At 65.9% G+C, this 17663-nt stretch carries 19 protein-coding genes and 1 pseudogene; 10 read left to right on the top strand and 10 right to left on the bottom strand.

Annotated elements, in window-relative coordinates:
* The first annotated feature begins 260 nt into the window (after nt 1–260).
* Both NNX37_RS04550 and NNX37_RS04555 read left to right on the top strand, forming a co-directional pair.
* Nucleotides 261–601 (top strand): annotated as a pseudogene (locus tag NNX37_RS04550) (YnfA family protein).
* Between the two features lie 181 nt (nt 602–782).
* The gene (locus tag NNX37_RS04555; protein ID WP_255791115.1) at nt 783–2216 is read left to right on the top strand and encodes a DUF2252 domain-containing protein; all 1434 of its coding nucleotides are present in this window, start codon (nt 783–785) and stop codon (nt 2214–2216) included.
* Nucleotides 2217–2256: 40 nt separating this feature from the next.
* On the opposite strand, the gene NNX37_RS04560 is transcribed toward NNX37_RS04555, so the two are convergent.
* Nucleotides 2257–4671, bottom strand: a complete 2415-nt coding sequence (locus NNX37_RS04560) for an ATP-binding cassette domain-containing protein (protein WP_255791116.1) — start codon at nt 4669–4671, stop codon at nt 2257–2259.
* A 125-nt stretch (nt 4672–4796) separates the two neighbouring features.
* Nucleotides 4797–5273, bottom strand: coding sequence for a hypothetical protein (locus NNX37_RS04565; protein ID WP_255791117.1), 477 nt, complete (start codon nt 5271–5273; stop codon nt 4797–4799).
* Between the two features lie 497 nt (nt 5274–5770).
* Here NNX37_RS04565 and NNX37_RS04570 point away from each other — a divergent pair, with 497 nt between their 5' ends.
* From NNX37_RS04570 to NNX37_RS04590, 5 genes are all read left to right on the top strand, one after another.
* Nucleotides 5771–6733, top strand: a complete 963-nt coding sequence (locus NNX37_RS04570; RefSeq protein WP_255791118.1) for an alpha/beta hydrolase — start codon at nt 5771–5773, stop codon at nt 6731–6733.
* A gap of 58 nt (nt 6734–6791) precedes the next feature.
* Nucleotides 6792–7403, top strand: a complete 612-nt coding sequence (locus NNX37_RS04575; protein ID WP_255791119.1) for a hypothetical protein — start codon at nt 6792–6794, stop codon at nt 7401–7403.
* A 58-nt stretch (nt 7404–7461) separates the two neighbouring features.
* The gene (locus NNX37_RS04580) at nt 7462–7716 is read left to right on the top strand and encodes a hypothetical protein (protein WP_255791120.1); all 255 of its coding nucleotides are present in this window, start codon (nt 7462–7464) and stop codon (nt 7714–7716) included.
* 120 nt (nt 7717–7836) lie between these two features.
* Complete coding sequence (locus tag NNX37_RS04585) at nt 7837–8085, top strand: hypothetical protein (protein WP_255791121.1); 249 nt, start codon at nt 7837–7839, stop codon at nt 8083–8085.
* The gene (locus NNX37_RS04590) at nt 8082–8648 is read left to right on the top strand and encodes a hypothetical protein (protein ID WP_255791122.1); all 567 of its coding nucleotides are present in this window, start codon (nt 8082–8084) and stop codon (nt 8646–8648) included. The genes NNX37_RS04585 and NNX37_RS04590 overlap by 4 nt, the downstream gene beginning before the upstream one ends.
* Here NNX37_RS04590 and NNX37_RS04595 read toward each other — a convergent pair.
* The 3 genes from NNX37_RS04595 to NNX37_RS04605 all read right to left on the bottom strand — a co-directional run bounded on the left by NNX37_RS04595 (nt 8635) and on the right by NNX37_RS04605 (nt 10507).
* Nucleotides 8635–9480, bottom strand: a complete 846-nt coding sequence (locus NNX37_RS04595; protein ID WP_255791123.1) for an aldo/keto reductase — start codon at nt 9478–9480, stop codon at nt 8635–8637. The two genes, NNX37_RS04590 and NNX37_RS04595, sit on opposite strands and share 14 nt — an antisense overlap.
* A gap of 28 nt (nt 9481–9508) precedes the next feature.
* A complete protein-coding gene (locus NNX37_RS04600) occupies nt 9509–9913 on the bottom strand; it encodes a (R)-mandelonitrile lyase (RefSeq protein ID WP_255791124.1) in 405 nt (134 codons plus the stop codon).
* 192 nt (nt 9914–10105) lie between these two features.
* Nucleotides 10106–10507, bottom strand: a complete 402-nt coding sequence (locus NNX37_RS04605) for a VOC family protein (RefSeq protein ID WP_255791125.1) — start codon at nt 10505–10507, stop codon at nt 10106–10108.
* A gap of 165 nt (nt 10508–10672) precedes the next feature.
* Between NNX37_RS04605 and NNX37_RS04610 the strand changes: the two genes are divergently transcribed.
* Nucleotides 10673–11425 (top strand): glucose 1-dehydrogenase, encoded by a 753-nt coding sequence (locus NNX37_RS04610; RefSeq protein ID WP_255791126.1) that lies wholly within the window; start codon nt 10673–10675, stop codon nt 11423–11425.
* 48 nt (nt 11426–11473) lie between these two features.
* Here NNX37_RS04610 and NNX37_RS04615 read toward each other — a convergent pair whose 3' ends face one another.
* The 3 genes from NNX37_RS04615 to NNX37_RS04625 form a co-directional block, all read right to left on the bottom strand.
* Nucleotides 11474–12277 (bottom strand): MerR family transcriptional regulator, encoded by an 804-nt coding sequence (locus tag NNX37_RS04615; RefSeq protein ID WP_255791127.1) that lies wholly within the window; start codon nt 12275–12277, stop codon nt 11474–11476.
* A gap of 92 nt (nt 12278–12369) precedes the next feature.
* On the bottom strand, nt 12370–12786 hold the full coding sequence (locus tag NNX37_RS04620) for a hypothetical protein (protein WP_255791128.1): 417 nt from the start codon (nt 12784–12786) through the stop codon (nt 12370–12372).
* Between the two features lie 77 nt (nt 12787–12863).
* Complete coding sequence (locus NNX37_RS04625; RefSeq protein WP_255791129.1) at nt 12864–13238, bottom strand: hypothetical protein; 375 nt, start codon at nt 13236–13238, stop codon at nt 12864–12866.
* A 486-nt stretch (nt 13239–13724) separates the two neighbouring features.
* Between NNX37_RS04625 and NNX37_RS04630 the strand changes: the two genes are divergently transcribed.
* Complete coding sequence (locus NNX37_RS04630) at nt 13725–14279, top strand: hypothetical protein (RefSeq protein WP_255791130.1); 555 nt, start codon at nt 13725–13727, stop codon at nt 14277–14279.
* Nucleotides 14280–14364: 85 nt separating this feature from the next.
* Complete coding sequence (locus tag NNX37_RS04635) at nt 14365–14694, top strand: hypothetical protein (RefSeq protein ID WP_255791131.1); 330 nt, start codon at nt 14365–14367, stop codon at nt 14692–14694.
* A gap of 56 nt (nt 14695–14750) precedes the next feature.
* Here NNX37_RS04635 and NNX37_RS04640 read toward each other — a convergent pair whose 3' ends face one another.
* Nucleotides 14751–15950 carry an acyl-CoA dehydrogenase family protein gene (locus tag NNX37_RS04640; protein ID WP_255791132.1) on the bottom strand — a complete coding sequence of 400 codons (1200 nt, stop codon included), beginning with the start codon at nt 15948–15950 and terminating at the stop codon, nt 14751–14753.
* Nucleotides 15947–17566: a fatty acyl-CoA synthetase gene (locus tag NNX37_RS04645; RefSeq protein WP_255791133.1), complete on the bottom strand. Its 1620-nt coding sequence runs from the start codon at nt 17564–17566 to the stop codon at nt 15947–15949. Before NNX37_RS04645 ends, NNX37_RS04640 begins: the two co-directional genes overlap by 4 nt.
* Between the last annotated feature and the right edge of the window lie 97 nt (nt 17567–17663).

Genomic DNA, 17663 nt, shown 5'->3' on the forward strand with positions numbered 1-17663 from the left:
TGACGCGGGGCAGCACGGGCTGGAGCCTGCGAACGGCGTGACCTGGTGGTTGGATTCCCTGCGTTTTGGGCAAATCCCTGCAGTTTGTGACAATCCCTGCGCTGCGCGCCGCAGGGATTGTCACGAACCGCAGGGATTCCGACACTGTGCAGGAAATCCGGCGCTGGCCGACTGGCCACACGTCCGCATCCCCCGGCCGCCCGTCGATCCCCCGCCCCCCTCCGGTCGCTCCCTTCCAAACCTGCGGCAGGATGGATGCCATGACCGTTGCAAAAACCATTCTGCTGTTCCTCCTGGCCGCTGCCGCCGAAATCGGCGGAGCCTGGCTGGTGTGGCAGTCCGTGCGGGAGGACCGGGCGTGGTGGTGGGCGGGTCTGGGAGTGATGGCCCTGGGCGCCTACGGTTTCGTGGCGACGCTGCAGCCGGACGCACACTTCGGCCGGATCCTAGCCGCGTACGGCGGAGTCTTCGTGGCCGGATCGCTGGTCTGGGGCATGGTCTTCGACGGCTTCCGGCCCGACCGCTGGGACCTCTTCGGCTCACTGATCTGCCTCGCGGGGTGGCCGTGATTATGTTCGCGCCCCGCAGCCCGGTGTCATAAAAGATCTCAGGAGCCAGGGAAGCAGCCCGGAAAGACGGCGGCGTCCAATCTTCCCGACCCCGGACCCATCCCCTCGGGGAGGCCAATCCGCTATTCTGTGGACGTCGGCCGCCGTACAGTGTCCGACCCCCGCGAGACCTGCCGGACGGCGCAACAAGCCGCTGCAGAGAGGCCGCCGATTATGGACACCAAGGTTCAGCACCCGAGCGTTGCGGACCGCGTGGCAGTTGGCAAGGATCGCCGCCAGGCAGCACCCGTCTCCGCCCACCAAGGCTGGGTTCCCGCGTCCGCCCGGCCGGACCCCGTCGCGCTCCTCGAAGAACAGAACCTCACCCGCGATCCGGACCTCGTGCCGGTGCGTCACGGCCGGATGCTTGATTCCCCGTTGACCTTCTACCGGGGTGCAGCCAAGATCATGGCCGCGGATCTCAAGGACACCCCTCGATCCGGCCTGGCCACCCAGCTGTGCGGCGACGCCCATTTGTCGAACTTCGGGGTATTCGCCTCACCCGAGCGCACCCTGCTGTTCGACCTGAATGACTTCGACGAAACACTTCCGGGACCATTCGAGTACGACGTGCTGCGGATGTCCGCGAGTTTCACCATTGCGGCCAGGAACAACTCCTTCACCGACGAAGAGGCGCGCTCGGCAACCCTTGCCGCGGTTCGGGCTTACCGCGAAGCGATGCGGGAGTTCGCACAAATGGGAACCATGGACATCTGGTACGCGCGTCTGACGGAGCAGGACATTTTGTCAACGATCCAGCTGGGGGCGGACACCGGCAAGGGCAAGGCGGCCAAAAAGGCGGCGAAGCAGATGGGCAAGACGGCGAAGAAGACCGCTCGGAAGGCTCGTTCCCGGGACAGCCTGCAGGCTCTCGCCAAGCTGGCTGAGCTCGTGGACGGGAAGTACCGCATCATCAGCCAGCCGCCGATCGTCATCCCGCTCAGGGAGTTCGGTGATTCGTTCGGTTTGTCCGCGGATCAGATGTGGGAGGAATCCCGCGAACAGCTCCGGTCCTACCGGACCACGTTGCAGGATGACAGGCGCCACCTCCTCGAGCGCTTCGAGATTGTCGATATTGCCCGCAAGGTGGTGGGTGTGGGCAGCGTCGGCACGCGGGGCTTCATCGCGTTGCTTCAGGGCCGCGATTCAGACGACCCGCTGTTCCTGCAGGTGAAGGAAGCAACACGGTCGGTCCTTGAGGACCACCTGCCCAAAAGCAGATACCGCCAGCCGGGCCAGCGCGTGGTGCAGGGCCAGCGAAGAATGCAGGCCGCCAGTGACATTTTCCTGGGCTGGACCAAGGGAGTGCAGGAAAACCGGTACCTGTACTGGCGCCAGCTGCGGGACATGAAGGGCTCGGTAGTGGTGGAAACGATGAAACCCCGCGGGATGCAGTTTTACGCCCGCACCTGCGGCTGGACCCTGGCCCGGGCCCACGCCAGATCGGGAGATCCGATCGCGATTGCCGCCTATCTTGGCAAGAGCGAGAAGTTCGACAACTCGGTCACCGACTTCTGCGAGCGGTACGCAGATCAAAACGAGCAGGATTACCAGACCTTCGCGGACGCGGTACGTTCCGGGCGGCTGCCCGCGGTCGAAGGGGTCTAGCCCGCAGCCCGGCTTCTTGAGGAGAAACCGGCAGCGAACCTCATCCCGCCACGTACGCCGCCAGATGCTCCCCGGTCAGCGTGGACGCGTCCGCGACCAGATCCGCAGGTGTCCCCTCAAACACGATCCGCCCGCCGTCGCGCCCGGCGCCGGGACCCAGGTCGATGATCCAGTCGGCATGCGCCATCACAGCCTGGTGATGCTCAATCACGATCACCGACTTCCCGGCATCCACCAGCCGGTCCAGCAGGGCCAGGAGCTGTTCGACGTCGGCCAGGTGCAGGCCGGTGGTCGGCTCGTCCAGCACGTAAATACCACCCTTGCCGCCCATGTTCGTGGCCAGCTTCAGCCGCTGCCGCTCCCCGCCGGACAGGGTGGTCAGCGGCTGCCCCAGATGCAGATAACCGAGCCCGACGTCGGCGAGCTGGCCCAGGATCCGATGTGCGGCAGGGGTGGCGGCCTCCCCTTCGGCGAAAAAGGCCTCAGCATCGGTGACCGACAAAGCCAGCACCTCCGCAATGTCCTTGCCGCCCAGCCGGTATTCCAGCACGGAAGCCTGGAAGCGGCGGCCCTCGCAGTCCTCGCAGACCGATTCCACCGTGGCCATCACACCCAGCTCCGTATAAATGACCCCGGCACCGTTGCAGGCCGGGCAGGCCCCCTCGGAGTTGGAGGAGAACAGGGCCGGCTTCACCCCGTTGGCCTTCGCAAACGCCTTCCGGATCGGTTCCAGCAGGCCGGTGTAGGTGGCCGGATTGCTGCGCCGGGAGCCGCGGATCGGGCTCTGGTCCACCGTCACCACACCCTCCCGGCCGGACACCGACCCGGTGATCAGCGAGCTCTTGCCGGAGCCGGCCACCCCTGTCAGCACCACCAGCACCCCCAGCGGAATGTCGACGTCGACGTCGCGCAGGTTGTTGGTGGCGGCGGCGCGCACCTGCAGGGACGACGACGACGGCCGCACCGACTCCTTGAGCCGCGCCCGGTCCCCCAGATGCCGGCCGGTCAGCGTACCGCTGTCCCGCAGTCCGGCGAGCGGGCCCTCGAAGGTGACCGTGCCGCCGTCGGTGCCGGCACCGGGTCCCAGGTCCACCACGTGGTCCGCAATGCCGATGGTTTCGGGCTTGTGCTCCACCACCAGTACGGTGTTGCCCTTGTCCCGCAGCTGCAGCAGGAGCTGGTTCATCCGGGCAATGTCATGCGGATGCAGGCCGATGGTCGGCTCGTCGAAGACGTAGGTGACGTCGGTGAGCGAGGAGCCCAGATGCCGGATCATCTTGGTCCGCTGCGATTCGCCGCCGGAGAGGGTGCCCGAGGGCCGGTCCAGGGACAGGTAGCCCAGCCCGATTTCCGCAAACGCGTCCAGCAGGTGCTGCAGGCCGGTCAGCAGCGGAGCCACGGAGGGTTCCTTCAGCCCGCGAACCCAGCCGGCCAGGTCGCTGATCTGCATGGCGCAGACGTCGGCGATGTTGACGCCGTCGATCTTCGAGGAACGTGCCTCCGGACTGATCCGGGTGCCGTCGCATTCGGGGCAGGTGCTGAAGGTGATGGCCCGGTCCACGAAGGCGCGGATGTGCGGCTGCATTGCTTCGGGGTCCTTGGACAGCATGGACTTGGAGATCTTCGGGATGAGGCCTTCATAGGTGAGGTTGATGCCCTCCACCTTGATCTTGACGGGCTCCTTGTAGAGCAGGTCGTGCAGCTCGCGCTTAGTGAACTTGGCAATCGGCTTGTCCATGTTAAAGAACCCGGAACCTGCGTAGATCCGCCCGAACCAGCCCTCCATGCTGTAGCCGGGCACGGTGATCGCGCCTTCGGACAGCGATTTCGCGTCGTCGTACAGGGCCGTGAGATCGAAGTCGGTGACCGCTCCGGTGCCCTCGCAGCGCGGGCACATGCCGCCGAGCCGGTTATAGGTGGCCTTCTCCGCCCGGGTCTTGCCGTCGCCGCGCTCCACCGTAATGGCGCCGGACGCCTTCACGGACGGGACGTTGAAGGAATAGGCGTTGGGCGGGCCGATGGAGGGTTTCCCCAGCCGGCTGAACAGGATCCGCAGCATCGCGTTGGCGTCCGTGGCGGTGCCGACCGTGGAGCGCGGGTTCGACCCCATCCGCTCCTGATCCACGATGATCGCCGTGGTCAGCCCCTCCAGCAGGTCCACCTCCGGGCGGGCGAGTGCGGGCATAAAGCCCTGCACAAACGCACTGTAGGTTTCGTTGATCAGCCGCTGGGATTCGGCGGCCACGGTGCCGAACACCAGCGAACTCTTGCCGGAGCCGGATACCCCGGTGAACACCGTCAGCCGCCGTTTGGGGATCTCGATGCTGATGTCCCGCAGGTTGTTCACCCGCGCCCCCTGCACCCGGATCACGTCGTGGCTGTCCGCTGCATGCGCTCCCTGCCCGGGACCGGCGCCGCCGCGTGTGCCTGTCCCGGCGGTGGTGTCCGTGCTCATTGCCGCTCCATCTGTCCGCGGTGCCGCCCGAATGCGTCCTCCGTCAAACCGTCCGTCTGATTCTGCCCGGTTGCCCCGGGTGCGGCAACGGTTATCCGGAACGACGACGGGGCCGTCTGCCCGCGCTAGCAGGCTCCCTGCTCCTGTGCGACGGGCGCCGGGGTTGGTGCATCCTGGTCGAACTCCGGCAGGGCGTGGTCGGAAAAGTCGGAAACTAGCCGGTTTATTCTCTCGCCCGTCTCATCCAGGTACTCCACATCCCATTCTTGAAATCCGTTGGTCAGCTCGTAATAGCTGCAATCCACCAATTGCCCTACTTGCTGGTTCAATTCCCGAAGACTTTCCGGCGCAATCATCCGTACGCTCCAGATTGAAGTGACTGCCTTCCGGTAGCTCCCCTCGGCGGTGTTTAAAGCCGCCACCACTTCCTGCGCGTCCTGGGTCCCGCCAAGGCGTTGGGCGATTTCTCCGTATCTGTCCGCGTCCACGATAAAGGTCTGCACGTCACTGACTGCGGAGGCATACATCGCCAATCTCTGCGTACGCAGGAATTCCGTCCGAGCCTGTTCGGCTGCGTTGTCCGCGCTGATCTTAATGCCCACAAGGGAGAGACTCCCTGTCAGAACTGATCCGACGACGACGCCTACGAACCCCCATACCGCCGGATTGGACTCTTTGGCCAAGGCGTTTGAAGCCGTGCCGTCTGGACCAGGCGACCGTCCTGAGACCTCGTCCCCGGCATCCCTGCCCGGACTCTCTTGCCGGGCGCCAGATGTCCCCTGAACGGACGCACCTTTCCGGCCCGGCAGCCATTTGCCTTTCATGGGCAAGATGGTACTCACATAGCCCACAATTGCCTCCCCTGCGGGCCGCTTTCGGCCGCGGTGGGGAGCATTTTTGTCCCGAAACCCCGAACCCGGCGACACCAGCGCAAGGCTCGCCGAGCCTCGGCTAGAGCCTGTGCGTTTTGGAAAGGCCAGCTCAGCTATGCACCCTCCCCCGATCGAGTCACGTTGAAATCCCCGGTTCTGCCGGTATAGATCCGTAAACTGCCACTGTTATGGGCGGCGAGGGTACTTACCGACGGAAAGGCACCAACATGGCAAAGCTGGATCTGCGGGTACGGCTGGTGGGCAAGGTACTGGCCAGGACCTCCATTGCCCATAAGAGCGAGGAGCAGATCCTTGCCGACCAGCAGCGCATCATCAAGCACAACCCGGTGGTGGACTGGGTGCTGGGCGGCGTCGCCTCCGGGGTGAAAATGAAGGACGAGACCGCTGCGGGAGCCGGGGGCCGGATCCCCGTCCGGGTGTACCGGCCAAAAGATGCCGACGGCACATTGCCGCTGGTGGTCCTGATCCACGGCGGCGGCTGGACCATCGGCAACCTGGACATCTATGACTCGCTGGCCAGCACCATCGCCCGGGACGCGCGCGCCGTCGTCGTTTCCCTCGAGTACCGGCTGGCGCCTACGCACCCCTGGCCCGCCGCCGCGGAGGACTGCTATGCCGCGCTGCTCGAGGTGGCCGCCCGCGCCGATGAATGGGAGGCCGACGCCGGCCGGCTCGCCGTGGTGGGCGACAGTGCCGGCGGCAATCTTGCTGCGGTGCTGACGCTGATGTCCCGGGACCGGTCCGGTCCCGGGATCGCTTTCCAGGGGTTGATCTATCCCGCGACCGATATGACTTTGGGCAGCGCGTCCATCGAGGAGAACGCCCATGCCCCCATCCTCACCAAGGAGGAGATCCTCCGCTACGGCAGCCTCTACGTCCCGGATCCGGCGGACCGCAGCAACCCGTATGCCTCGCCGCTGCTCGCACTGGACCACACCGGGCTGCCGTCGGCGTTGATCCAGGTGGCCGAGCATGATCCCATCCGCGACGACGGGCTGCGCTACGCCGAAGCCCTGCGCAAGGCCGGCGTTGTCGTCCGCGTCACCACTTATGTGGGGATGCCGCACGGGTATCTGGCCTTCCCGCGGCTGTGCCGCAGCGCTCCGCAGGCGTTGGCGGAGCTGTGCGCTGAGCTGCGGCGGCATCTGGCACCGGCAAGGGTCCGGTAACGTCCCGCACGCGCCGCTGCCGGATCCGGCTTGAGGATGACGGGGTACCCTCGCTGCCATGGGGAATTCTGCCGTGAAACCGCTGCTTCTACCCGCCGTCGTCGCCGCTCTCTGGCTGCTATCCGGGCTGGGATACTCCGTGCTGGTCAATGACGGCCGGCTACCGGCCGCCTTCACCGCTTTGGTTTTCCCGGACACGCTGCCGATCCGCGCCCAGGTGCTGCTGGACAATCCGGGACGGGTGCTGGTGGCCGGGCTTACCGCACTGGCCGTCGCGGCCGCCACGCTGGCACTTTTGCCGGCGCCCGGAAGGACCGGCGCCACGCCGCGGCGCACCAGGTTCCTGGCAGCATGGATGTCCGTCGCCCTGGCTGCCGTGGCGGGGTCGGCGGCGCTGGGCACGGGTATGGTGCTGGCCGATTGGCCGACCGGACAAGAGGCATGGGTTTTCACTATGGTCTCTCCGGTTCTGCTCACCGGGGCGTACTGGGGCATCGCCTGGGGGTGGCTCCCCGCCCTCGTGTCACTGGCCGCCCGCACTCACGACGACGACGCCCTGCCGCCGGAGGCGCGCAGCACGGGCCCCCGGCGCACGTGGGCCCTGGGCGCCTTCGTCCTGTTCTCGGCAGCCGTTCTGGTGGCACTGCCGCTCACCGCCCGAAGCCTGTAGCGAGGCTCCCGAACCCTCACGGCCGAGGCGCCCGCCGGGCTAGGCCTTTCCGGCGGCCATGACCCCGGCCTTGGACCGCGAAGACATGATGGACCCGACGGACAACCAGGACATCACCGCCACCGCGGACAATGCCGAGCCGATGGACAGCACCGACCCGAAGGACCCGATCGAACCGATCGAACACGCCGATCCCACGCTGCCGACCGACAACACCGAATTCTTTGATCCGATGGACAGCACCGATCCGGATGACCACAGCGACAGCACCGAACGTTCCATGTCCGCTCCTCTTCTGGGAGTGCACCGCTGATGGCGCACCATTCCCAGCACCCTAGCCGCGGCGGATCGGCCATGCCCGGGTACCGGGAGCCGAAAAATAAAGTGTCAACAAACTGTTGACATGAGGTTCGTGTCAAGCTTTTATTGACACATGAAAACTTCTCGTAGCTACCTGATCGCCATGGCGTCAGTTTTCCTCCTGTTGGGTTTCGTCCTGGGCGGGCTGTATCTGTGGCTCGATCTGAACGGATTCGTGGGCGGCATGTTCACCGGAGCGTCGGTGATGCTGATGATCTGCGGCGTCTATGTCCTGGTGCGGTATGTCTGGTGGGGACGCGGACGAAACGGTACCGACAGCGCCGACTGGCTGCCCAGCCGGGAACGGACGGATAAGCCGTGACGGACCGGAACGGCACAAACCCCGGCCAGCCCGGCCCGGACCTGCAGGAACAGATCGGCGCATTGATTCTCGGCGCCTACGACGACGCCGGGAACCTCACCGAGGCGGACCACCTTGCCCTGGTGGCGCGGGCGGGCGCCGCCGAGCAGGCCAGCCAGCAGCTGCAGCACCGGGCGGTCGCGGCAGCACGCCGCGCGGGGGTCAGCTGGGCGGCGCTCGGCCGGGAACTCGGCATGACGCGGCAGGCGGTGCAGCAGCGTTTCGGCGGCCAGCAGGAGGAGCCGGCCCCGGGATCCCGGGAACGCTGGCTCGGCCCCGTCACGGCCTTCGACGAAATGAACGAGTTGAAGGTGGCCGGGCAGCTGGGATGGCGCACCATCGGCGTCGACCTGCTGCGGCACCGGATGCTGCAGACCGATACCCAGTGGGAACACCGCCGTGTGCTCTGGACCCGGCCGTCTTCCCACTACGAAACGGACGGCTGGGAGGTGGGCAGCCGGTCCTTCCCATGGCTCTATCTGGTGCGGGACCTGCAGCGGGCGCCCGAACCTACTCCAGTCTGACTCCGCTCAGGCGGGCCACGGCCTCCGGGTCCCGGTGGTCGAAGAACAGGGATTTCCCGGTGTCGAGGTCGGCGATGGAGGCCATTTCCTGGGGGCTGAGCTCGAAGTCGAACACGTCGAAATTCTCCGCCATCCGATCCGGACGGACAGATTTCGGGATCACCACTATTCCGCGTTGGATCAGCCAGCGGAGCACCACCTGAGGGATGGACTTCCCGTGGGCCCCGCCGACGGCCGAGAGCGTGGGATCCGAGAAGAGGTTGTTCTTCCCCTCGGCGAACGGCGCCCAGGACTCATGCCGGACGCCACGGTCGGTCATTAGCTGGTTTTCGACCGCCCGCTGGCAGAACGGGTGGGTTTCAATCTGGTTCACGGCCGGAACCACGTCGTGGTGCAGGATCAGATCGATCAGCCGGTCCGGGGTGAAGTTTGAAACCCCGATGGCCCGCGCGGCGCCGTCGTTGTAGAGCTGTTCCATTACCCTCCACTCGCCGTAGACATCACCGAAGGGTTGGTGGATCAGGTACAGGTCCACATACTCCATGCCCAGGTTCTGCAGCGAAGTCTCGAAGGCGCGCGTGGTGGTGGCCTCGCCGTTGTCCTGGATCCAGAGCTTGGTGGTGATGAACAGTTCATTACGCGCCAAACCGCTCTTCTGCACGGCGCGCCCCACGGCGTCTTCGTTTCGGTAGGCCGCGGCAGTGTCCAGCGAGCGGTATCCCGCGGCCAGGGCATTGGTTACGGCCTCTTCGGTCTGGTCCGGCGGGACCTGGTACACGCCGAAGCCCAGGATCGGCATTTCGACGCCGTTGTTAAGGGAAACATTTTCCATCGGTTTTCCTCTCTTGGGTCATCCGAAATCAGGACCGGGCACCGTATTCCTCATCGGTGACGAGTTCACCCCAGTCGGACTCCGCGCCGTCGTCCGGCGGGGCCTCCCACATGGCCAGGTGGGTCATGAGGTTGTCCGGGGCGGCGCCGTGCCAGTGCCACTCCCCCGGCGGGGTGTAGACGGTGTCGCCGGGACGCATCGTCAGGACGTCTCCGCCGCGGGACTGGATCAGGCCGTAGCCTTCGGTGACGTGCAGGGTCTGCCCGACGGCGTGGACGTGCCAGGCGGTGCGGGCACCGGGGGCAAAGTGCACGGCGTTGACCCGCATCCGGGACGGTGCCGGCTGGGGTGCCGCAATGACTTCGAACCAGACGTCGCCAGTGAACATGTGGGCCGGGCCCTTGGTGCTGGGTCTGCGCGGTTCCAGTTGCATGAGGTCTCCCTGGGGCCAACGGGTTCGATGCGGCACCCGCGTGGATGCCGGGGTGCGGCGCTTAGTCGGATCCGCCGTCGGCCCTTCGAGAGTACAAGCATTGAGCGGCAGGCGGGAGGGCCTCCCCCGGACTCGGCACCGGACGGTGACATCATGTTCCGGCAGTTCGGCGCCGCAGCCGCGCGTGGCCGGTTAGAGAATTGCCGCCGAGGCCCGGCGCTCCTCATCGCTGCGCAGGATGCAGAATTCGTTGCCCTCGGGATCTGCGAGCACGACCCATCCGGTGCCGTCCGCGTTGCGCCGGTCGTCGACTTTGCGGGCTCCCAGCCCCAGGAGCCGCTTCAGTTCCTGGTCGCGGGTGCCTTCCGCGGGCTTCAGGTCCAGATGCAGGCGGTTCTTGATCTGTTTGGCGTCCGGAACCTCGATGAACAGCAGCCGCTGCGTGCCGTCCTCAGAGAAGATCATGCATTCCTCCTCGCCCGGCCGGTTCGGGTCCTCCGGGTCTTCCCTGAAGCCGAGGATCCGCCGCCAGAACACGGACTGGCCGTAGGCGTCGAGACTGTCGAAGGATGTGTGGGAGATCAGGGATGCCATGGGGAGGAGCCTATTGGGTTTCCTGCGGATATGACACTGCCCACAACGAGGCCCGTCCGTCGGATTTTGCCCGATTCCGCCGCCGTACGATCGAAAGCGGGCCCCGCCCCACCCCAGCACCGAACGTGCCGTGGAAACCGGCAATCCAACCAGGAGGATCCAACCGTGAGCGAACGACTCAAAGACAAAGTAGCCCTGATTACCGGCGCAGCCAGCGGGATGGGCGCCTCTCACGCGCGGGCTTTCGTGCGTGAAGGCGCCAAGGTGATGATCGCGGACATCAACGACGATGCCGGTGCCGCCCTGGCCGCGGAACTGGGCGACGCCGCCCGTTACGTTCATCTGAACGTCACCAGCGCCGAGGACTGGGCCGCCGCCGTGGCAGCCACCCTGGATACCTTCGGCAGGCTCAACATCCTGGTGAACAACGCCGGCATCCTCGACGGCGGTCCGCTCGGCCAGTACCCGGCGGAGCGCTGGCAGCGGGCGCTGGACATCAACCTGACCGGCCCCTTCCTGGGCATGTCCGCCGCCGTCGACGCACTGAAGGCGTCCGCGCCGGCGTCGGTCATTAACATTTCCTCCACCGCCGGGCTGGAGGGCATCGCCGGGATGCACGGCTACACGGCGTCGAAGTTCGGTCTGCGCGGCCTGACGAAGTCGGCCGCGCTGGAACTGGCCGCGTCCCACGTGCGGGTGAACTCGGTGCACCCGGGGTCCATCCAGACGCCGATGACCGCCGTGATGGGCCGGCAGAAGCCGATCGACTTCACCGAAACCACCCTCACCCGGCCGGCCGCGCCGGAGGAGGTCACCAGTGTTGTCCTCTTCCTGGCCAGCGACGAATCCAGCTTCTCCACCGGCGCGGAGTTCGTAGTCGACGGCGGGATCACCGCCGGGAAGATCTACAACGTCTAAACCTGCGGTGTTCCGCGGACCGGCACCCGGTGCCGGTCCGCGACCCCCTTACGCCGGCTGGACGGGCTGCTGCAGCTCCGTGACCCAGTCCGCCTGGTCATCGGAGGCTGCACGGATATACACCTCGCGGCACGGGCCGGAGAGAACAAAGCCGCGAGCAATGGTCTCCGTGTGCACGGCCTGCCAGCTTTCCCCGATGCGGTCCATGGTGCCAAGGTGGATACCGCAGATGGCCGTCGGGACGGACGGCAGATCCACCATCTCCACGCCGCCGGGACCTGCAGAGGAGACGGCATACCCGGCCACGATCTGCATACCGTCTTCGCTCACCTCGTACTGGGCGACCGGCTGATCCAGGGATGCGCCGGTGGGTGCCAGCGCCTCCGCGACGGCGTCGAACAACGGCCCGACGACGCCGGCCACTTCAGCCTGTTCGGAGACAACGGCGGTGCGGGCGGCCAAACGGACCGCGGGCAGTGACTTCTGCACAATTTCGATCTGGGACATGGCATTTTCCTTTTCAATGAGGTGGAGCCGCCGTTCCACGTCGAGGAGCCGCGCGGCCGCCGTCCGCTGTTCGCTCTCCACCTCGGCCCGCCGGATGCGGAGCATCCGGGCGATCCGGGCGGCGTCGACTCCGGCGTCGAGAATGGAGGCAACTTGCTCCAGGCCGAAGCCGAGCTGGCGGAGGGCGACGATCCGGTGCAGCCGTTCGAGCTGGGAGGGATCGTAGGAGCGGTAGCCGCTGAACTCGTTCACGTGGGCCGGTACGAGCAGCCCGGCGGTGTCCCAGTGCCGCAGCATGCGGTGGGTCACCTGGCCGATCTGTGCGAAGGCTCCGATGGATAACATGTCCCAGTTCTCCTGCCTGCCACTGTGTCAGGGTCAAGATTCACGCCGAAATGATTTTCCCCTGCGGCGGTCACCACGGCACACCGCTCCGGTCAGGTCGCGAGGCCGCCGCCCCACACATCATTGGGCTCGCTGTACAGGATGAAATCGAGGACCACCCAGGAAAAGAAGAGGAACAATGCCAATCCCGTGACGTTGAGGATTGTAGTGATCCAGCCGAGCACCTTCCCGGCAGTCGCCGGTGCGTTCAGCTTCTCGGCCTTTCGGGCGTAGTAAATGGCGAGCGGACCAAGAATGATGCCGGCCGCGAACAGGCCCACAATTCCCAGAATCATCGCCTGCTGGGCAAGGTGTTCCCCGGGAGTGCGCTCCCGGATCCCGGGACCTGCGTACCCGGGATCTATAAACCCGGGGTACAGCGGCGGCGGCGGCGTCCCCGGGTAACCACCGGAAAATGCCCCCGGGTGTGGTTGGGCATGCTCCTGTGGTGCGGAGTTCGGTGCGGTCATGCGGGCCTCTCCTCTTCGGTGCTGATTCCGATCATCGTAAGGGTTTTGCCCGACCCTGGCGGCAGACGGCCGTTCGGCTAGAGGCCCCCGTCCCCGTAGCCGGTGAGCGAGGCGAGGATAAGGAAGTAGACCAAGGTCTGGAAGAAAGCCGCGTAAATGGCGTAGATGACCACGGTGACCCAGCCGAGCACCTTGCCCGCAGTCGCCGGCACCTCCAGCTCTTCCGCTTTCCGGGCGTAGTAAATGGCGAACGGCGCAAGCACGAGTCCGGCCACAAACAGGCCAAGCACCCCGAAAAGGAGCGACTGGTTCTTAAAGCGCTCCCCAGCAGCCCGTCCGCCGGGCAGCTGGACAGACCCCGGGTAGGGCGGCAGTGCAGTCGACGGCTTTCCTTCGGTCGTTGAAGGGTAGGGATACTGCTCGTCCTGCGGGGCGGAGTGGGATGTTGACACTGGAGACTCGTTTCTACGGTGCTGCGGGATTCCGTTTGTCGGAGGCTGGTGCTTGATGATGCCCCGGCGGAAGAAGGCTACAGGACGATGCACAGCCGCCCGGGGTTCAGCGGTGCCGGGCGGGGCTGGTGCCGGCACGCGGCGTCGTCCGCAAGCCATACCTGCACCGAACCCCGCTGGACGCGGCCCGCATCCCCGTCGAAGCGGCAGAGTTATGAGACCCTTCCCCTGTCAGGCAGGCGCCAATGCCGGACATCGGTTTCGGTCCGCGGCCTAACGTGCGGGCCGCAGAAATGGGGGAAATTCATGTATAAGTCCGCGAAAGCCGGAGCTATTTTGGTCGGTGCCCTGGTTCTGGGCGGGTGCGGCTCAACTGAGCCAGCCTCCGCTCCGTCTGCCCCGTCCAGCCAGCCTGCTGCTGACTCTCCGACGTCGCAGCCCGCCAAAGACCCTTCACCTACCCCGTCGGCCGAGCCGACTGCGCAGATGAAAACGTATACGACGGCGGACGGCATGCTCGAGTTTGAACATCCTGCAGACTGGACCGTGATTGACGGACCTCCTCCTGCGGTGGGTGCAGGACAAGCGGTTAGTGTTCTTGACGGCGCGGGCCGAACCATGGCGACCCTCAGCACCGGATACCCGGGCGTGCACGACGCGGCCATGATGAGCCCCTCGCAGCCGACCGAACTGGATTATCAGGAGATGCCCGCAGACCAGCTGCCTTTGGTCTTCGCGGACTCGGTCAACGCCTTCAACTTCCAGGTTGTCTACAATCCCAATACCGATGTGACCGGAGCGGTGATGAGCATCAACAACCTCGCGGCAGGCTCCGATCACGGGTGGCTGCGCGGCATTGACCTGGATGCAGCCACGGGCGCGTCATTCTCCCGATGGATAGACGGCACGGACAGCCTGACCGGCCTGGCCCCCGAACTTTCGGCAGCCGGCGGTGCGGCAGCGTACGAGGCCTACATGGCGACGCCGGAATACCAGGCAGTCAAGACCATGCTCTTGTCCCTCCGCCAAACGGCAGGCTAAACAGCGCACGTGCAGAATCAGCCCGAACGCTATCAGTGCCCCTGATGTCGCAAGAAGAATCAACCGCGTAGAGGAGTAACCCGGATTGCAGAAGAAAATGGCCGCCGCCGTCCTTGCGGCAGGAATGCTCGGCACCTCGGCATGCTCGGACTCTCGGATGTCCACTGAGGAGACCTGCCAGGAAATCAGTGACCTTGTTTTGGCCAGCCCGTTGACCTGGGAGCCTGAAACACTCTACGAGGGGTTCAAACCCATCGAAGCTCGGGCTTCCAGGGAGCTGCGGAAGCCGACTAAAGCCGTCTTGGATTACTTGGAAGCAGCAGCCAAAAATGAATCAGATATGGAACGCATGTCCGAGCTGGAAGCCGGCTTTGATGAGGCCGAGGCCCAGATTGACGAAGTCTGCATCAAGTAATCTCTGCGAATACTCCGGGGACCGCCCGGCCCAGGTGCGCAAAGGGTGCGTTCGGGTCAGGCGAAGGCACTGATCCCGGTGAGGTCGCGGCCAAGAATGAGTGCCTGGACGGATTCCGTTCCCTCGTAGGTATGGAGCGCCTCCACATCGGTCAGGTGCCGGATGACATGGTTTTCGAGCAGAATGCCGTTGCCGCCCAGCATGTCCCGTGCCACCGAAGCGATCCGCCGGGCGGCGCGGGTGTTGTGGTATTTGAGCATTGAGGCCTGCACAGGACGCATCCGGTTCTCTGCCTGAAGCTGGGTCACGGCTCTGCACTGCAGCTGCATATTGGTCAGCTCCGCCAGCATCTGTGCCAGCCGTTCCTGAACCATCTGGTGCGCGGCAAGGGGTTTGCCGAACTGCGTTCTCTGCTTGGCGTAGGACAAGGCAGCCTCGAACATGGCCGTCGCGTGACCAAGGGCCGACCATCCGACGCTCACCCGCGTCTCGACGAGCGCCCGGGAGACGTCCTTGAAGGAACCGGCCCATGGAAGGAGGGCTTCCGGGCCCACTTTCACCCCGTCCAAGGCGATTTCCGCTTGGTGGATCGCCCGTAGGGCGCCCTTGCCGCGGATGACCTGGGCGGAGTAGCCCGGGGCGGACTGCTCCACGAGAAACCCTTTGACCTGGCCGTCGGCCTCATCGCGTGCCCACACGATGGTGATACCGCCGGCAGCGCCGTTGCCGATCCACTTCTTGTGTCCGTTGAGGACCCAGCCGCCCCCGTCCGGCCGGGCGGAGGTCTCCAGCGAAACGGCATCCGAGCCGTGGTCCGGCTCGGTGAGGGCAAATCCTCCGAGGAGCTCGCCGGAGGCCAGCGGCCCGAGGTACCGTTCCTGCTGCTCGATGCTGCCGAACAGGACAAGGCTGCGCAGAACCAGCCCGCCCTGGACCGCGGCGGCCGCACCCATGGACCCATCGGCCCGGGAGATTTCCATGGTGACCAGCCCGGCAGCCAAGGGGGACATGCTTTCGTGTCCGGGGATCTGCAGGCCGTCGGTGAACAAATCAAGCTCGCCCATGCGGCGAACCAGATCTAGCGGGTACTCTCCGCGGTCCCAGTACTCGTTGATGCGGGGCAGCAGCTCGGCCGTGTATTGGCGGGCGCGGTCCCAGTGGGCGGAGTCGGCGGACGGGATGTTCCCCAGGGCACCGAGGTAATCGGTGCCGAGAGCTTCGACCAGCTCATAGTCCGTGGACGGCTGGGCGGTCATGTCTGGATCCCCGAACCCTGGTCTGCCCGCTCCGCGCGCAGCTCGCGCTTGAGGAGTTTGCCGGACTGGTTGCGGGGCAGCTCGGCCACGAAGTCCACACGCTTGGGAACCTTGTAGTCCGCGATCCGGTTCCTGACGTGCGCACGCACGGTTTCCGCGGTGAGCGACGTCCCCTCCTTGAGGACCACGACGGCGGTGATCGCCTCAACCCACCGCTCGTCCGGCAGACCGACGACGGCAACCTCGGCTACCTCGGGCAATTCGTAGATGCAGTCCTCGACTTCGCGCGGGGCAACGAGCACCCCGCCGGTGTTAATGACGTCCTTGATCCGGTCCACCACCTGGATGTAGCCCTGCGTGTCCCGGGCGACCTGGTCCCCGGAGCGGAACCAGCCGTCAGTGAAGGCCTCGGCCGTGGCTTCGGGCTTGTTCCAGTAACCGGCCAGCAGCTGGGGCGACCGGTACTGGATCTCGCCGGGCTCGCCTGGCTCGGCGGCACGCCCGTCCGCGGTGACCACCCGCGCCTCAACGAAGTACACCGGCCGGCCGCACGAGGCAGGGCGGGCATCGTGCTCCTCGGGACGCAGCACTGTGCACAACGGGCCGAGCTCGGACTGCCCGAAACAGTTGTAGAAACCGATTTTCGGGTAGCGGGAGCGCAGCCGCTGCAGCACGGTGACGGGCATGATCGAGGCTCCGTACTGCGCCTTGGTCAGGGAGGACAAATCGCGGGTCTCCAGCTCCGGGTGGTTGCTCAGCGGCACCCACACGGTCGGGGCGAGGAACAGCGAGCCGATGTGCTCCGCCTCCACCAGGCGCAGGATCTGTCCGACGTCGGGGCGCGGGATCAGCCGGACGGTCGCCCCCAGCGAAAGATACGGGAGGGCGAACACGTGCATCGCGGCCGAATGGTAGAGCGGCATCGCGATGAGCGGGCGGTCCTCCGCCGTGAGGTCCAGGGCAATGACCGAGGAGACGTACTCGGCCACCAGGGCCGCATGCGTCATCATGGCCCCCTTGGGGGCCGAGGTGGTGCCGGAGGTGTAGAGCAGCTGCACCAGGTCATCCCCGGCCACGCTCACATCAAGCGGGGCGGTGTCCGCCTGCGGATCCAGTGCGGTCTCCAGGACGGAAGGGTCATTCCTGCCGGTGCCGGGGAAAATCGGCCACACCTGCTCAATCGCCGGGGCCCGGCCGGCAGCCCGAATGTCGTCCACGAGCGGCAGCAGCGCGTCATCGGCCACCACCAGGCTTGCTCCCGAATCCTCCAGGAGATAGCTGAGCTCGTCGCCCTTGAGTGCAAAGTTCACCGGGACGTGGACCAGCCCTGCCTCGGCGCAGGCCAGGAAGAGGAGCAGGTAGGCGTCGGAGTTTGCTCCGTAGGCAGCAACACGGGCGCCGGAGGGAAGCCCGGCGTCCGCCAGACGGCGTGCGAGCCGATGTACAGCGGCCCCGAGTTCGGTATAGGTCCAGCGCCGGTCCTCGAACAAGAGCGCGGCAGCCGATCCGTTGCGGGAGACAGTGCGGCGCAAGAGGGCGCCGACGGTGTTGGACGGCGTCTCCTGCACGGGCCCGGCGGCGGCGGAACTGTCAGAGTCCAGGGGTAGTACTTGCATGCTGTGGTGTTTCCTCTCGCTGATCAGTAACGCCGTTCGAGGAGGCCTGCGTCGGTTTATCGGCCGACGCCCGGTCATCCCGCCGGGGAGGATCCTT

Origin of the sequence: Arthrobacter zhaoxinii (assembly GCF_024385505.1) — a bacterium.
Classification (GTDB): Bacteria; Actinomycetota; Actinomycetes; order Actinomycetales; family Micrococcaceae; genus Arthrobacter_B; species Arthrobacter_B zhaoxinii.

Coding starts and splice junctions, on each gene's coding strand:
- NNX37_RS04555 (WP_255791115.1), top strand. CDS start 783: ATGGACACCAAGGTTCAGCACCCGAGCGTTGCGGACCGCGTGGCAGTT.
- NNX37_RS04560 (WP_255791116.1), bottom strand. CDS start 4,671: ATGAGCACGGACACCACCGCCGGGACAGGCACACGCGGCGGCGCCGGT.
- NNX37_RS04570 (WP_255791118.1), top strand. CDS start 5,771: ATGGCAAAGCTGGATCTGCGGGTACGGCTGGTGGGCAAGGTACTGGCC.
- NNX37_RS04575 (WP_255791119.1), top strand. CDS start 6,792: ATGGGGAATTCTGCCGTGAAACCGCTGCTTCTACCCGCCGTCGTCGCC.
- NNX37_RS04580 (WP_255791120.1), top strand. CDS start 7,462: ATGACCCCGGCCTTGGACCGCGAAGACATGATGGACCCGACGGACAAC.
- NNX37_RS04585 (WP_255791121.1), top strand. CDS start 7,837: ATGAAAACTTCTCGTAGCTACCTGATCGCCATGGCGTCAGTTTTCCTC.
- NNX37_RS04595 (WP_255791123.1), bottom strand. CDS start 9,480: ATGGAAAATGTTTCCCTTAACAACGGCGTCGAAATGCCGATCCTGGGC.
- NNX37_RS04600 (WP_255791124.1), bottom strand. CDS start 9,913: ATGCAACTGGAACCGCGCAGACCCAGCACCAAGGGCCCGGCCCACATG.
- NNX37_RS04605 (WP_255791125.1), bottom strand. CDS start 10,507: ATGGCATCCCTGATCTCCCACACATCCTTCGACAGTCTCGACGCCTAC.
- NNX37_RS04615 (WP_255791127.1), bottom strand. CDS start 12,277: ATGTTATCCATCGGAGCCTTCGCACAGATCGGCCAGGTGACCCACCGC.
- NNX37_RS04620 (WP_255791128.1), bottom strand. CDS start 12,786: ATGACCGCACCGAACTCCGCACCACAGGAGCATGCCCAACCACACCCG.
- NNX37_RS04630 (WP_255791130.1), top strand. CDS start 13,725: ATGAAAACGTATACGACGGCGGACGGCATGCTCGAGTTTGAACATCCT.
- NNX37_RS04640 (WP_255791132.1), bottom strand. CDS start 15,950: ATGACCGCCCAGCCGTCCACGGACTATGAGCTGGTCGAAGCTCTCGGC.
- NNX37_RS04645 (WP_255791133.1), bottom strand. CDS start 17,566: ATGCAAGTACTACCCCTGGACTCTGACAGTTCCGCCGCCGCCGGGCCC.